Source organism: Arthrobacter sp. zg-Y1110 (assembly GCF_025244865.1).
In the GTDB taxonomy this organism is placed as follows: domain Bacteria; phylum Actinomycetota; class Actinomycetes; order Actinomycetales; family Micrococcaceae; genus Arthrobacter_B.
On sequence record NZ_CP104272.1, the window covers coordinates 1,317,449 to 1,332,462 of the forward strand.

The window sequence follows — 15,014 nt, forward strand, 5'->3', positions numbered from 1 at the left end:
GATACACGCACAGGGGACCCCGGATAAGGCGGCTTTAATATTCCCTGCGTGCTCTGCGAGCGGGGAATTTCGTTGCCGCCGTTCCGGGGCCCCCGATGGTGCCCCGGCGCCGGCCCCCAACGGGACCCGGCGCCAGCCAAAAGGACGAAGACTACGGCAGGTGCCGCTCCTCGGCCCCGTTGTATTCGCTCAGCGGGCGGATCAGGGAGTTGGCTTCGAGCTGCTCCATGATGTGCGCCGTCCACCCGGTGATCCGGGCGGCCACGAACAGCGGTGTGAACGTCAGCGTGTCGAAGCCCATCAGGTGGTAGACAGGCCCGGCCGGGTAGTCCAGGTTCGGCAGGATGTTCTTGCGCTCACCCATGGCCGATTCCAGGGCCGTGTACAGCTCGCCCATGTCCGGACGGTCGTAGTACTTGACCATGTTGTCCAGGGCGGCCTTCATGGTCGGCACGCGGGAGTCGCCGTTCTTGTAGACCCGGTGGCCGAAGCCCATGATCTTCTTCTTCTCCGCCAGCGCCTCGTCCAGCCAGGCAGCCGCGTGGGCCGCGACGTCGCCGTCGGCCGCGCTCTCGGTGATCTCCGCGAACGTGTGCATTACTGCTTCGTTCGCGCCGCCGTGCAGCGGGCCCTTGAGCGCGCCGATGGCCCCGGTCACGGCCGAGTGCAGGTCCGAAAGCGTGGAGGTGATGACGCGGGCGGTGAAGGTGGACGCGTTGAAGGAGTGCTCCGCGTACAGGATCATCGAGACGTTGAAGGCCTCCACAACCTCGGGGGCGGCTTCCTCGCCGAAGGTCATCCAGAGGAAGTTCGCGGAGTAGTCCAGGTCGTCGCGCGGTTCCACGACGTCCTCGCCGCGGCGGCGGCGCTGGTCGTAGGCGACGACGGCGGGCATTGCCGCGAAGAGGCTCACGGCCTTGTCCATGTTGGCCTGGACGGAGGAATCCCCGGCCTGCTCGTGGGACGCGCCCAGCACGGATGCCGCGGTACGGCAGACGTCCATCGGGTGGCAGGTCACGGGCAGCGCGTCAATGACGGCCTTCAGCTCGGGGGTGAGGGCGCGCTGGCTGCGTTCCCCTTCGGTGAATTCGGCCAGCTGTCCCTCGGTGGGAAGCTCGCCGTTCCACAGCAGGTAGGCCACCTCTTCGAAACTGCAGCGGGCGGCGAGTTCCTGGACGGGATAGCCGCGGTACAGCAGGGAATTGGTTTCCGGGTTGACCTTGGAAACGCGGGTGGTGTCTACGAGTACCCCCGCCAGGCCCTTGTGGATCTGGGTGTCTGTCATTGGTGCTGACTCCTTCGTCGTGCAGGGAAATGCGGAGCGGGTCCTAGCGGGTGCCCGGAACCTGGAAGTTGAAAACGGACGTGTCGAACTGGTTGTACGCCTCATAATCCACCAGTTCGTACAAACGCGCACGCGTGAGCATATTGGGTACATCGGCCTGCTGGGTGCCGTGCGCCTTGATGGTCTCCAGCGTGCGTTCGGCGGCACCCATGGCGCTGCGCAGCAGGGTGACCGGGTAGATCACCATGTTCACGCCTGCCGAGGCCAGCTCGTCGTAGGTGAACAGGTCGCTCTTGCCGAACTCGGTCATGTTCGCCAGGATCGGCACGTCGACGGCGGCACGGATGGCCGCGAACTCCTCCAGGGACTTCATCGCCTCCGGGAAGATGGCGTCCGCTCCGGCGTCGACCAGGGCGCGGGCACGGTCCTGTGCCGCTTCCAGGCCGTCCACGGCGCGGATGTCGGTGCGGGCCATGATCAGGAAGTTCGGATCCCGGCGCGCATCGGCTGCTGCGCGGATGCGCTTGACCGCGGTATCGGTGTCCACCACGTTCTTGCCGTCCAGGTGCCCGCAGCGCTTGGGGTTGAACTGGTCCTCGATGTGGCAGCCGGCGAGGCCGGCGTTTTCGAGTTCCTGGATGGTGCGGGCCACGTTCATCGGTTCGCCGAAGCCGGTGTCTGCGTCCACGATGGCCGGGAGGTTCGTCATCCGGGCAATCTGTCCGGCGCGGGTGGCCACTTCGGTGAGCGTGGTCAGGCCGATGTCCGGCAGGCCCAGGTCATTGGCCAGGACGGCGCCGGAGATGTACACGCCGTCGAACCCTTTTTCCTCGATCAGGCGTGCCGAGAGCGGGTTGAAGGCGCCCGGGAACTGCTGCAGGGTGCCGGAGGCCAGTCCTTCGCGGAAGGCAATCCGCTTGGCCTCGGGGGTTACGGAGGAGTACAGCATTTAGAAGAGTCCCTTCGGTGCGGCGGCGGGGTCGATGACGCCCTCGGCAGCGGTGATGTTCAGCTGGTCCAGCTGGCCGGCGGCCAGTTCGGGCAGCCGCTGGACAGTGGTGAGGAAGCGGTCGATTTCCTCGGCGGAGACCAGGCCTTCGGCCAGGGTGCGGAACTTGTTGATGTACTGCTCGCGGGTGAACGGCTTGGCACCGAGCGGGTGGGCATCGGCGACGGCGATCTCGTCGGTGATGACGGTGCCGTCGGTCAGCACGATGGTCACCTTGCCGCCGAAGGCCTTTTCGCTGATGTCCAGCGAGTGGTAGCGGCGGGTCCATTCCGGATCCTCCACGGTGGTGACCTTGTGCCACAGCTCAACGGTGTCCGGGCGGCCGGCGCGTTCGGGGGAGTAGGAGTCCACGTGGTGCCAGGCGCCGTCCTGCAGGGCGACGGTGAAGATGTACGGGATCGAGTGGTCCAGGGTTTCGCGCGAGGCGGTGGGATCGTACTTCTGCGGATCGTTGGCGCCGGAGCCGATCACGTAGTGGGTGTGGTGCGAGGTGGCGATCAGGACGCTTTCCACGTTGGCCGCTTCCGCTGCCTCGGGGTGCTCGGCGTGGATCCTGCGGGCCAGGTCGATCCAGGCCTGGGCCTGGTATTCGGCGGAGTGTTCCTTGGTGTAGGTGTCCAGGATGGCGCGCTTGGCTTCGCCGTTTTCGGGCAGCGGCACTTCGTAGGCGGCGTCGGGGCCGTCCAGCAGCCAGGCAATAACGCCGTCCTCACCCTCGTAGATGGGGGTGGGGGAGGTCTGGCCGCGCATTGCCCGGTCCACGGCCTCGACGGCCATCTTGCCGGCGAACGCCGGAGCGTGTGCCTTCCAGGTGGAGATCTCGCCCTTGCGGGACTGGCGGGTGGCCGTGGTGGTGTGCAGGGCCTGACCGACGGCCTGGAAGATGGTGTCGACGTCGAGCCCCAGCAGGGTGCCGATGCCGGCGGCTGCGGACGGGCCGAGGTGGGCCACGTGGTCGATCTTGTGCTTGTGGAGGCAGATGGCCTTGGCCAGGTTGACCTGGATTTCGTAGCCGGTGGCGATGCCGCGGATCAGGTCCCGGCCCGAGGCGCCGGTGTGCTGTGCGACGGCGAGGACGGGCGGGATGTTGTCTCCGGGGTGGGAGTACTCGGCGGCCAGGAAGGTGTCGTGGTAGTCCAGTTCGCGCACGGCCACGCCGTTGGCCCAGGCCGCCCATTCGGGGGAGGTCTTGGCGAGCACGCCGAACACGGAGGCGCCCTTGCCGTGGGCGGAGGGGGAGAAGGACAGTGCCTGGGCGCGGGCGGCGACAATCGGACCGCGGTTCAGGGATGCGACGGCCACGGAGGCGTTGTCGATGATGCGGTTGATGACCATGTCCGTGACGTCGTCAGTGACCTCGACGGGATCGGCGGCAACTTTGGCGATCTTGTAGGCCAGCTGGTCTTCGCGGGCCAGCTTTTCGTCGCTGCGGTAGACGCGTACTTTGTTCAGGTTCAAGGTGTTGTCCTTATCTCGGGGGTGGTGATCCGGGCGGATCGAAGGTGTTCAAGGCTTTTGTGCAGGTGGACCGATACCGAGGCGCTCGCCAGGTCCGGGTCGCCGGTTGCCACGGCGGCGGCGATGGTGGCGTGTTCGCCGGCGGTTTCCAGCAGCCGTTCGGGGTTGTCCTTGGCCAGGCGCCGTACCCGGGCCAGGTGCAGCCGGACGTTGCCCAGCGCCTGCGTGAGGTAGGAATTCGCGGCGGCGGTGTCGATGGCGGCGTCGAGTTCGGCCACCAGCTCGTAGTAGCCGCTGCGGTTCTGCCGGTCCGAGGTGCTGATGAGGCTGCCTACCGCGCGGAAGCGGGACTGCAGCTCTTCAAAGACCGCTGCCTGCCCGCGTACGGCTGCAAGGGCTGCGCTTTTGCATTCCAGTGCCTGGCGCAGTTCAAAGAGCTCGGCGACGGTGTCGAGGGAGATGCCGGTAACGACGACGCCGCGTCCGCTGTGCGGGGCGGCCAGGCCGTCCGCGGTCAGCCGGCTCAGTGCTTCCCGCAGGGGAGTGCGGGAAATACCGAGGCGTGCGGACTGCTCCACTTCGCCCAGGACGGTGCCCGGCGGGAGTCTCCACTCCACGATGTCCTGCCGCAGGGCGGCGTACGCACGGTCACTTGCCCGCATAGTGCGCCTCCTCACGACTGATAACTGCGTCACGTTACCCGTCAGTGTATACATGAGCTGGCTCATATGCGTACTGTGGAGCCACAGAAGGCACCCGGGAGGCGTCGCTGTATACACAATCGCCCTTGTGAGGCCCGCAGAGCATCAATTAGCATGGCGGGTCCCACTGGAATCAAGGAGGATTCATGGACGCGCAGAGCACCGGAGCCTACGAACGGGCGTATGCCCGCAGCAGCACCGATCCGGAAGGCTTTTGGCTGGGCGCCGCCGCCCTGGTGGACTGGGACACGCCGCCCGCCCGCGCCCTGGAAGACGCCAGGGCGCCGCTGTACTCCTGGTATCCGGACGCGGAGCTGAACACCTCCTTCAACGCCCTGGACCGCCACGTGGCGGCCGGCCGCGGAGACACCGCGGCGCTGATCTACGACTCCGCGATGCTGGGCACCAGCCGCACCTACACCTACAGCCAGCTGCTCGCCGAGGTGGAACGCTTCGCCGGCGTGCTGCGCGGGCTCGGCGTCGGCCCGGGGGACCGGGTGATCATCTACCTGCCGATGATCCCCGAAGCCGTGATCGCGATGCTGGCCACCGCGCGGCTGGGCGCGGTCCACTCCGTGGTGTTCGGGGGATTCGCCCCGCGGGAGCTCGCCGCCCGGATCGACGACGCCGGTCCCACGGTCATCGTGACGGCCAGCGGCGGACTCGAACCCAAGCGCGCCGTCGAATACCTGCCGGCCGTCGCCGAGGCACTGGAAACCGCCACGCACCGGGTGGCCGCCGTCGTCGTGGCCGAACGGACTGGCTTCACGGCTACCCGCGAGGAGTTTGACGGCACCGGCGGGGCGGCCTGGCATGACTGGAACGCGCTCGCCGCAGACGCCGTGCCCGCCGGGCCGGTCTCCGTGGCCGCCGCCGATCCCCTGTACATCCTCTACACCTCCGGCACCACGGGCTCGCCCAAGGGCGTGGTGCGGGACAACGGCTCCCACGCGGTGGCGATGGCCTGGTCCATGGAGAACATCTACGGGGTGGGACCGGGGCAGGTGATGTGGACCGCCTCGGACGTCGGCTGGGTGGTGGGCCACTCCTACATCGTCTACGGGCCGTTGATCGCGGGAGCTACCACCGTGCTGTACGAGGGCAAGCCCGTGGGCACCCCGGACGCCGGCGCGTTCTGGCGGGTGGCGGCGGAGCACGGCGTTGACGTCCTGTTCACCGCGCCCACCGCACTGCGGGCCATCCGGAAGGCCGACCCCGACGCCGTCGAACCGGGCCGCCACGATCTCTCCCGGCTGCGGCACCTCTTTGCCGCCGGCGAGCGCCTGGACCCGGCCACGCTGGAGTGGGCGGAGGCTGCGCTCGGGGTGCCGGTGATTGACCACTGGTGGCAGACCGAAACCGGCTGGGCCATCTGCGCCAACCCCGTGGGGCTGGAGGAGCTGCCGGTCAAGGCCGGGTCACCCACCGTCCCGGTTCCCGGGTTTGCCGTGCGCGTGCTCGGGCCGGACGGGAAGCTGGTACCGGCGGGGACGGAGGGCAACATCGCCCTGGAACTGCCGCTCCCGCCGGGAACCCTGCAGACCCTCTGGGGCAGCGACGAACGCTACCGGGCGGCGTACCTGGAGGTTTTCGACGGCTACTACGCCACCGGGGACTCGGGCTACGTGGACGAGGACGGCTACGTGTTCGTGATGGGTCGTACCGACGACGTCATCAACGTCTCCGGCCACCGGCTCTCCACCGGTGCCATGGAACAGGCGGTGGGCTCCCATCCGGCCGTCGCCGAAGCCGCGGTAATCGGCATCGCCGATCCCGTGAAGGGCCAGCGCCCGTCCGGCTACGTGGTGTTGAAGGCAGGAGCGGAGATCGATGCCGACGTGCTGCGCGCGGAACTGGTCGAACGGGTGCGCTCGCAGATCGGCCCGGTGGCGGACTTCAAGGACGTCTACGTGGTGGACGCCCTGCCCAAGACCCGGTCCGGGAAGGTGCTGCGCAAGACCATGCGCCAGATCGCCGACGGCGTTCCGCACACGGTGCCCTCCACCATCGAGGATCCCGGCGTGCTCGAGGCCCTGACCGCGGTGCTGCGTCCGGTTCCCTAGGCCGGGGCTAAACGCCTCAGCGGCGCCAGCTGTACTCCAGCTCCGGCCGGCCCCGGGTGCCGTACCTCGGCGAGCGCAGCACCGACTGCTGGTCCGCCAGGTACTCCAGGTAGCGGCGGGTGGTGATCCGGGACATGGCCAGCGACTCTGCTGCCTCGGTGGCGGAGAGCGGTGCCCGGGCACCCTTGAGCAGATCCGCCACGGCCTCCAGCGTTTCCGCGGACAGGCCCTTGGGCAGCTGCCCCGTCACGGCAGGACGGAGGGCGGCAAAGGCGCTGTCCACCTCGCTTTGCGTGGTGGAGGCGGCCTGCTCGGTCATCCTGCGCCGGTACTCGGCGTAGGCGGTGAGCTTGGTGCTGAACGCCGAATACGTAAACGGCTTGATGAGGTATTGGACAATGCCGCCGGACATGGCGCTGCGCACCACCGCCAGGTCCCGGACCGCGGTGATGGCTATAACGTCCACGGGCAGTCCCGCCCCGCGGATCCGGCGCAGCAGGTCCAGCCCGTGCAGGTCAGGCAGGTTCATGTCCAACAGCACCAGGCCGATCTCCGCTTCGCTGCCGGGCGGTGCCGACTCGGCTGCCTTGAGCGCTTCCAGGGCTTCGGCGCCGGTGCGTGCGATACCCGCCAGCCGGAAGCCCGGCGCCCGGCGGACATACTCTGCGTGGGCCTCGGCGGGGATTTCCTCGTCCTCCACCACCAGCACGCCGACGTCGGGGGAGTGCCGGGTCACGATGCTGCCTCCGCCAGGGGGACCGGGGCGGAGGCCGAATCCGGCAGGGGGAGTTCCACGCTGAAGCAGGCCCCCGGGCCGCCCAGCACCTGGATGCTTCCGTCCAGGCGCGTCACGGCCTGGCGGACCAATGCAAGCCCGATTCCGCGGCCGGACAGCACCCGTCCCTGCGGCAGCTCCTTCGTACTGAACCCCTGTTCGAATATATGTTCGATTATCTGGGGGTCCACGCCCGGACCGTCGTCCTGCACCTCGATGAGCAGCTGGCCGTCGCCGCTGCCCAGGTAGAGGCGCACGGAGTCCTCTGCGGCGTCGAAGGCGTTGTCCAGCAGATTGCCGATGATGGTCACCAGCTCCACCGGTTCCAGCCCGGCCCCGCTGAAGCGTCCTGTTTCCGGACCCACCGCTATGTCCAGCTCGATGCCGCGCTCGCGGGCCTGTGCCGCCTTGCCCATCAGCAGGGCGGTCACTGCCGGTTCCTCCACCACGGCCAAGACCTCGTCATTGAGTTGCTGTGACTGTTCCAGATCGGCAGTGGCAAACCGCAGGGCTTCGTCGCTGCGCCCCAGTTCGATCAGGGACGCCAGGGTGTGCACGCGGTTGGCGTGCTCGTGGGCCTGGGCGCTCAGGGCATCAGCGAGGGTCCGCATGGAGGCCAGCTCGCCGGTGAGGGATTCGACGTCGGTATGGTCCAGCAGCGTAGTGACCGTGCCGAACCGCCGGCTGTGCGGCCCTGCGGACACCGCTGCGGACTGGTTGACCACCAGGATGCGCTCGCCGGTGAGGTGGATTTCCTCCCGGGCGTCCCGGCCGGAGCGCAGCAGCGATGCCAGTGGTCCGGGAAGATCCGGCAGTTCCCGGCTCCGCACGGCGGTATCTGTCGGCGGCAGCCCCAGCAGGACGGCGGCTTCGTCGTTGTAGAGCACCAGCTGTCCCCGGTCATTGAGCAGCAGGAGCCCTTCACGCACCGAGTGCAGCGCCGAGTCGTAGAAGGCATACATGTGCGTCAGCTCCGCGGGACCGAGGCCGTGGGTGGCCCGGCGCAGATAGCGGCTGAGCAGGTATGACCCCACCGCTCCGGCAGCGAGCGCGGCGGCGTCGATGGCGAACAGTTCCGGCAGCCGTGCATCCCGGGCAATGGCCACCCGGTCCACCGTGATGCCGGCGGCGACGAGCGCGGTGACGTTGCCGGCGTCGTCGTACACGGGGGTGACGGCGCGGACCGAGGGTCCGAGCGTGCCCGTGTAGGTTTCCGTGAAGCTCTCCCCGGCCAGGGCAGGGTCGATGGACCCGATGTAGGGCTTGCCGATCTGGTCCGGGTTCCGATGGGTGAACCGCGTCCGGTCGGTATCCATGATGGTCAGGAAATCAACGCCCACGCGCTCCATCACCTCACGTGCGTAACTTTGGAGGACCTCGGGCTCCGGGGAATCGACGGCGGTGCGGACCGTGCTGCTGGCAGCCGCTGTCCCGGCCACTGCCAGCATCCGTAGACCGGTCTCCTCGCGGGTGTTCTCTTCCGCCTGCTGGTACAGGCCCCAGGCGATTCCGCCCGAGACGCACAGGATGAAGGCAAGCTGGGCCAGGAACAACCGGCCGGCCAGGCTGCCTCGATGCACTTTCGATCCTTTGGTTGCGAGTAGTTACACGGTGTAAGCGGTTCCACTGGGAACAGTATGAACACAAGGGTGACTGTGATCACATCACCCAACGAAGATGGAAGCCGACCAATTGCACAAGGAGTACCGCCATGGCAGCTGCCGCCAATCCGTATGCCGGTTCACAGAAGAGCCGGAAACCGGACAGAACCCATTTCCTCTACATTGCCGTCATTGCGGCGGTTGTGCTCGGTGCCGTTATCGGTCTCATGGCGCCGGAGTTCGCGAAATCCCTGAAGCCGCTCGGAACAGGGTTCATTAACCTCATCAAGATGATGATCGCTCCGGTCATCTTCTGCACCATTGTCCTAGGCATCGGATCAATCGCCAAAGCTGCCACCGTCGGCAAGGTCGGCGGCCTCGCGCTGGGCTACTTCATCATCATGTCGACTTTCGCCCTGGCCATCGGCCTGGTCGTGGGCAACCTGATCCACCCCGGTGAAGGCTTGGACCTCCAGTCCGCGGGCGACGCTGCCCCCGCAGCACCGGAGGAGGGCGACGGCATGACCGGCTTCCTCCTCAGCATCATCCCCACCACGCTGCTGGCCTCCCTCACCGGCGAGTCCATTCTCCAGACCCTCTTCGTTGCCCTGCTCGTAGGCTTTGCGCTGCAGAAGATGGGCGCCGCAGGCGCCCCCGTGCTCAAGGGCATCGGCTACATCCAGGCCCTGGTCTTCCGCATCCTGATGATGATCATGTGGCTGGCACCCATCGGCGCGTTCGGTGCCATTGCCGCCGTCGTCGGCGAGACCGGCATCCAGGCGATCGTCAGCATGGCAACTCTGATGATTGCCTTCTACATCACCTGCATCCTCTTCATCGTGGTGATCCTGGGCGGACTGCTGAAGCTGGTCACCGGGTTCAGCATCTTCAAGCTCATGCGCTACCTGGGCCGTGAATACCTGCTGATCTTCTCCACCTCCTCCTCCGAGGTGGCCCTGCCGCGCCTGATCGCAAAGATGGAACACCTGGGCATTTCCAAGCCCGTGGTCGGCGTTACGGTGCCGACCGGTTATTCCTTCAACCTCGACGGAACCGCCATCTACCTGACCATGGCCGCACTGTTCGTGGCCTCGGCCATGGGCAAGCCGCTGGAGCTGGGCGAGCAGATCTCCCTGCTGGTCTTCATGATCGTCGCGTCCAAGGGCGCCGCGGGCGTCACCGGCGCCGGCCTCGCCACACTGGCCGGCGGCCTGCAGTCCCACCGCCCCGACCTGATCGAAGGCGTGGGCCTGATTGTCGGCATCGACCGCTTTATGTCCGAGGCCCGCGCCCTGACCAACTTCACCGGCAACGCCGTGGCCACCGTGCTCATTGGCACCTGGACCAAGGAAATCGACAAGGAGCAGGTCAAGGCGGTCCTCGACCGCGAACTGCCCTTCGACGAAGCGAGCATGAACGTCGACGCCGGCACGGACGAACCGCGCCAGACGGCGGAATCCGCCGAACTGGCCGCCACGGTTCCCGGCCCCGCCGGCAGCTCCGCAGTCGCCGGCACCGCCGGCGATCCGCGGCGCTAAGGACAGCGGCGCCGCAACACCCGCAGCAACTCAGAACGCGCCCCGCCCCGGAAGACACCGGGGCGGGGCGCGTTTTTGCGCGTGCTGCGGCGTCCGGCGGGAATCCGCGTGAGTGCATAATGGTCCTCGATGCCCGCTCTACGAAACGGTGGTCTTTCGATGACAGCACTTGGCCCCTATCTGCCGCGCGGGACATTGAGCAGCCAGGTGCAGCCGAGCCTCGACGCGGACGGCCTGGTGCTGCGGCCCTGGCGGGACGACGACGCCGCCGTGGTGGCGAAGGCGTACGGCGAGCCGGATATCTCCCGCTTCAACCGGCGGACGATGGCCACCGAAGCCGAAGCGCTCGAGTGGATCCGCCGCTGGGGTGCCCGCTGGCAGGAAGAATCCGGGGCCAACTGGGCCGTCTGCACCAGCGGCCGGAACGTGGTGGGGCGCGTGGCCCTCAGCCGCGTCAATCTGTACGAAGGCGATGCTGAACTGGGCTATTGGGTGCTGTCCGGGGATCGGGGAAAAGCCGTGGCATCACGGGCCGTTGACGCGCTGACACGCTGGGCGTTCGGCTCGGCAGGCCTCATGCGCCTCCAGCTTTCCCACTCGGTGCACAACCAGGCCTCCTGCGGCGTTGCCCGGAAGACCGGCTTCGCGTTGGAAGGAACCAAGCGCAGCGCCCTCAGGCATGCCGACGGCTGGCACGACATGCATCTGCATGCTGCCGTCCGCCCTCAAGGTTCGAGTTCTACTTGAGCGTCAAGGCTCGCCGGTCATCACGGCCCTGATTCGCGGGATGGCCGTGGCGCGGCTGTAACCTTGACAAAGACAGCCCGCAGCAAAGCTAGATACGGAAGCGTGGATTTATACGTGAGCAGCGAACAGGGTTCATCAACTCTGCAGGACGCAACCGGAGCCGAAACGGTGATGGGTCCAACCGGACGTCCCCTGACGGTATTCCCCGAGCCTCCCGTCCTCACGTCCCATGGTCCTGCCCGGATCATTGCGATGGTGAACCAGAAGGGCGGGGTCGGCAAGACCACCTCCACCATCAACCTCGGCGCAGCCCTCGCGGAAGCCGGCCGCCGCGTACTGCTGGTGGACTTTGATCCGCAGGGTGCCCTGTCCGCAGGGATGGGAGCCAACCCGCACGAACTGGACCTCACCGTCTACAACGTGCTGATGGACCGGAAGGTGGATATCCGCGAGGCGATCCACGAAACCTCCATCGAGAACATCCACCTGCTGCCGGCCAATATCGACCTTTCCGCAGCCGAGGTGCAGCTCGTGAACGAGGTAGCCCGCGAGCAGGTGCTCGAACGCGCCCTGCGCCGGGTGTCGGATGACTACGACGTCATCCTCATCGACTGCCAGCCTTCCCTGGGCCTGCTGACCGTCAACGCCCTGACCGCCGCGCACGGCGTGATCATCCCGCTGATCTGCGAGTTCTTCGCCCTGCGTGCGGTGGCCCTGCTGGTGGAGACCATCGAGAAGGTCCAGGACCGGCTCAACCCCAGCCTGCAGGTGGACGGCGTCCTGGCCACCATGTACGACGCCCGAACCCTGCACAGCCGTGAAGTGATTTCCCGCCTGGTGGAAGCCTTCGGGGACAAGGTCTTCGAAACGGTCATCAAGCGGACCATCAAGTTCGCCGACGCCACTGTGGCGGCCGAGCCGATCACCTCGTACGCCGGCAACCACCCGGGCGCCGACTCTTATCGCCGTCTCGCCAAGGAACTGATTGCCCGCGGCGGCGCGCCCTAAGCCGGCGCCCGCCCACCCGGCGGGGCCGGACGCCAGGGAGCCGGGACCGCAGGATCCGGCCTCCCGTGCCGGCTTCGAAGTCCGTCTGGCAAACTTCACCGGGCCCTTCGATGTCCTGCTGGGGCTGATTTCCAAGCACGAGCTGGACATTACCGAAATCGCCCTCGCTGCCGTCACCGATGAGTTCCTGGGCTACATCCGGGAGCTCTTCGGCACCGGACCCGAGGTGGCATTGGATGAGGCCAGCGAATTCCTGGTTATCGCCGCCACCCTCCTGGACCTCAAGGCTGCGCGCCTGCTTCCGGCCGGCGACGTGGAGGACGAGGAAGACGTCGCCCTGCTCGAGGCCCGCGACCTGCTGTTCGCGCGGCTGCTGCAGTACAAGGCGTTCCGCGAGATGGCCGCCCTGTTGGGGGACCGGCTGACGGACGAAGCACGGCGTTTCCCGCGGCAGGTATCCCTGGATCCGCACTTCGCGGCGATGCTTCCCGAGCTGGTCTGGCGGACCACGCCGCAGCAGTTCGCGGACCTTGCCGTCCGTGCCCTGCAGCCGCGGGACGAGCTGCCTCCGACAGTGGGGCTTGAACACCTGCACGCACCCAAGACCAGCGTCCGGGAACAGGCCCTGATCCTCGCGGAACGGCTCGCTGCCGACGGCGCGGCCACCTTCGGGGCCCTGGTGTCCGACGCCGACGGTCCGGTGGCGGTGGCCCGGTTCCTCGCGCTGCTGGAAATGTTCCGTGACGGAGCCGTCAGCTTCGAACAGGTTGCCCCGCTGGGGGAGTTGCTCGTGACCTGGACCGGAGGGGCGGATCCGGCCGCCGGTGTTGCCCCCGGAGGAGATGAAGATGACCAGGAGCGCACCGGCGAAAACGGCGGGCCCACTGGCGCAACAGCCCAACACAAGACCCTGGAAGGGGACCGGTCATGACGGCGGAACCTGGTTTTGGTCCCGGGAAAAGCGGCGGGGATGACGGCGGCGAAGACATTGCAGCACTTCCCGGGGGAGTGAAGGCCGCTGTGGAGGCGGTGCTGATGGTGGTGGACGAACCCGCAGCCCCCGCGGTGCTGGCCTCGGTGATCGGCGTGCCGGAGCGGGAAGTGCTCGCGGCCCTCACGGAACTGCAGCGCGAGTATGACGGTTATACTGGGGATGGACCCGAGGGCGCACCGCGTGGTTTTGAACTCCGCGACGTAGCAGGCGGATGGCGGATTTTTTCCCGCGCTGACTATGCGCCCGTTGTGTCGAAGTTTGTACTGGAAGGCCAGAGTGCACGGCTGTCGCAGGCCGCACTGGAAACACTGGCGGTGATTGCCTATCGGCAGCCCGTCTCCCGGGCCCGGGTCTCCGCGATCCGGGGAGTAAACGTCGATTCGGTGGTCCGCACGCTGGTTCAGCGTGGATTGATCGTCGACGCCGGCACCGAACCGGAAACCGGTTCGCTGCTGTACCGGACCACGCCGTACTTTCTGGAACGGCTTGGTCTGGGCAGCCTCGACGAACTTCCACAGATTGCACCGCACCTGCCCGGGCTGGAAAACCTGGCCGAATATGAAGACACTACTTATTAACCGCTACACCCAAAGGACTTACTCATGACACCAGCACCCCGTTCCGGATCCGGCCGCAATACCCCTCGCGGCGGCGGACGCAGTGCCGGTGGCCCCGCCGGCGGCAAGAGCTACGGCCGCGGCTCCAAGCCCACCTCCAACCGCACCGGCGGACCCCGCTCGGCATCGGGCCTGAAGCCCGGTGAAGACCGCGCCAACGGTTACCGGCCCGTCAGCCCCGAGGCAGCCCGTCCCGAGAAGTTCAAGTCCGACGCCGTGAAGGCCTTCGGCTCGAGCCCGGACAAATCCGGCAAGACCGGTGCACCCCGGACCGGTGCCCCGAAGTCCGGTGCTCCCAAGTCGGGCGGCTTCAAGCCGGGCGGTTCCAAGTCCGGTGCCGGCAAGTTCGGCGGTCCCCAGCAGGGCCAGCGTAAGAGCGGCGACCGCGCCTTCCGCGGTGAGCGCTTCGGCCAGAACCTAGGCCCCGTACGCCGTTCCACCACCCGCCGCCCCGCGGCCCCGGTGATTTCCGAACAGCACAACCCCGAAGGCGTCCGCCTGCAGAAGGTCATGGCCAGCGCCGGCGTCGCCTCCCGCCGCGTGTGCGAGGAAATGATTGCCGAAGGCCGCGTCGAGGTTGACGGCCAGGTTGTCACCGAGCTCGGCGTCCGCGTCGACCCGGCGACGGTGGCCATCCACGTGGACGGCATGCGCCTGCAGCTGGATGAAACCCAGAAGTACTACGTGTTCAACAAGCCCCGCGGCGTCATCTCCACCATGGAAGACCCCGAAGGGCGTCCCTGCATCAGCGACTTCCTGAAGGCCACCAGCAAGAACGAGCGTTTGTTCCACGTTGGCCGGCTGGACAACGAAACCGAGGGCCTGCTGCTGCTGACCAATGACGGCGAGCTGACCAACCGGCTGACGCACCCCTCCTACGAAGTGCCCAAAACCTACCTGGTGCAGGTCCGCGGACCGATGAACCACGGCGTGGGCGCACAGATGCGGGAAGGCATCGAGCTGGAAGACGGTTTCCAGAAGGTTGATTCCTTCAAACTCGTCGACTCCACCCCGGGACACCTCCTGGTCGAGGTAGTCCTGCACTCGGGCCGCAACCGCATTGTGCGCCGGCTGTTCGACGCCGTCGGCCACCCGGTAGAGCGCCTCGTGCGCACCAAGATCGGCCCGATCAGCCTGGGCGACCAGCGCCAGGGCAGCATCCGCGTCCTCGGCCGCGGCGAGGTCGGACACCTGCTCGCCTCAGTAGGACTGTAGCCA

The 15,014-nt window shown here is 67.3% G+C and carries 13 protein-coding genes; 7 read left to right on the plus strand and 6 right to left on the minus strand.

What is annotated here, in order from left to right:
- Positions 1–151 precede the first annotated feature (151 nt).
- The 4 genes from N2K99_RS06075 to N2K99_RS06090 are packed head-to-tail and all read right to left on the minus strand — an operon-like array spanning position 152 to position 4,414.
- On the minus strand, positions 152–1,285 hold the full coding sequence (locus tag N2K99_RS06075; RefSeq protein WP_227922706.1) for a bifunctional 2-methylcitrate synthase/citrate synthase: 1,134 nt from the start codon (positions 1,283–1,285) through the stop codon (positions 152–154).
- Positions 1,286–1,328: 43 nt separating this feature from the next.
- Positions 1,329–2,234 carry a methylisocitrate lyase gene (prpB, locus tag N2K99_RS06080; protein ID WP_227933236.1) on the minus strand — a complete coding sequence of 302 codons (906 nt, stop codon included), beginning with the start codon at positions 2,232–2,234 and terminating at the stop codon, positions 1,329–1,331.
- A complete protein-coding gene (locus tag N2K99_RS06085) occupies positions 2,235–3,752 on the minus strand; it encodes an MmgE/PrpD family protein (protein WP_227933237.1) in 1,518 nt (505 codons plus the stop codon).
- Entirely contained in the window at positions 3,749–4,414 is a 666-nt protein-coding gene (locus N2K99_RS06090; protein ID WP_227933238.1) for a GntR family transcriptional regulator, read from the minus strand. Before N2K99_RS06090 ends, N2K99_RS06085 begins: the two co-directional genes overlap by 4 nt.
- A 185-nt stretch (positions 4,415–4,599) precedes the next feature.
- Here N2K99_RS06090 and N2K99_RS06095 point away from each other — a divergent pair, with 185 nt between their 5' ends.
- The gene (locus N2K99_RS06095; protein WP_227933239.1) at positions 4,600–6,516 is read left to right on the plus strand and encodes an AMP-binding protein; all 1,917 of its coding nucleotides are present in this window, start codon (positions 4,600–4,602) and stop codon (positions 6,514–6,516) included.
- A 16-nt stretch (positions 6,517–6,532) separates the two neighbouring features.
- Here the strand turns inward: N2K99_RS06095 and N2K99_RS06100 are convergent, their stop codons facing one another.
- On the minus strand, positions 6,533–7,252 hold the full coding sequence (locus N2K99_RS06100) for a response regulator (RefSeq protein WP_227922689.1): 720 nt from the start codon (positions 7,250–7,252) through the stop codon (positions 6,533–6,535).
- Positions 7,249–8,871 carry a sensor histidine kinase gene (locus N2K99_RS06105; RefSeq protein ID WP_227933240.1) on the minus strand — a complete coding sequence of 541 codons (1,623 nt, stop codon included), beginning with the start codon at positions 8,869–8,871 and terminating at the stop codon, positions 7,249–7,251. Before N2K99_RS06105 ends, N2K99_RS06100 begins: the two co-directional genes overlap by 4 nt.
- A 131-nt stretch (positions 8,872–9,002) precedes the next feature.
- Between N2K99_RS06105 and N2K99_RS06110 the strand changes: the two genes are divergently transcribed.
- The 6 genes from N2K99_RS06110 (at position 9,003) to N2K99_RS06135 (ending at position 15,011) form a co-directional block, all read left to right on the plus strand.
- Positions 9,003–10,430: a cation:dicarboxylate symporter family transporter gene (locus tag N2K99_RS06110; RefSeq protein ID WP_227922685.1), complete on the plus strand. Its 1,428-nt coding sequence runs from the start codon at positions 9,003–9,005 to the stop codon at positions 10,428–10,430.
- 159 nt (positions 10,431–10,589) lie between these two features.
- Positions 10,590–11,177 (plus strand): GNAT family N-acetyltransferase, encoded by a 588-nt coding sequence (locus tag N2K99_RS06115; protein ID WP_227922682.1) that lies wholly within the window; start codon positions 10,590–10,592, stop codon positions 11,175–11,177.
- Positions 11,178–11,291: 114 nt separating this feature from the next.
- Entirely contained in the window at positions 11,292–12,185 is an 894-nt protein-coding gene (locus tag N2K99_RS06120) for a ParA family protein (RefSeq protein WP_227922680.1), read from the plus strand.
- A complete protein-coding gene (locus N2K99_RS06125) occupies positions 12,163–13,116 on the plus strand; it encodes a ScpA family protein (RefSeq protein WP_374200037.1) in 954 nt (317 codons plus the stop codon). The genes N2K99_RS06120 and N2K99_RS06125 overlap by 23 nt, the downstream gene beginning before the upstream one ends.
- Positions 13,113–13,757 (plus strand): SMC-Scp complex subunit ScpB, encoded by a 645-nt coding sequence (gene scpB, locus N2K99_RS06130; RefSeq protein ID WP_227933241.1) that lies wholly within the window; start codon positions 13,113–13,115, stop codon positions 13,755–13,757. The genes N2K99_RS06125 and scpB overlap by 4 nt, the downstream gene beginning before the upstream one ends.
- Before the next feature lie 24 nt (positions 13,758–13,781).
- On the plus strand, positions 13,782–15,011 hold the full coding sequence (locus N2K99_RS06135) for a pseudouridine synthase (protein WP_227922676.1): 1,230 nt from the start codon (positions 13,782–13,784) through the stop codon (positions 15,009–15,011).
- Positions 15,012–15,014: the final 3 nt, after the last annotated feature.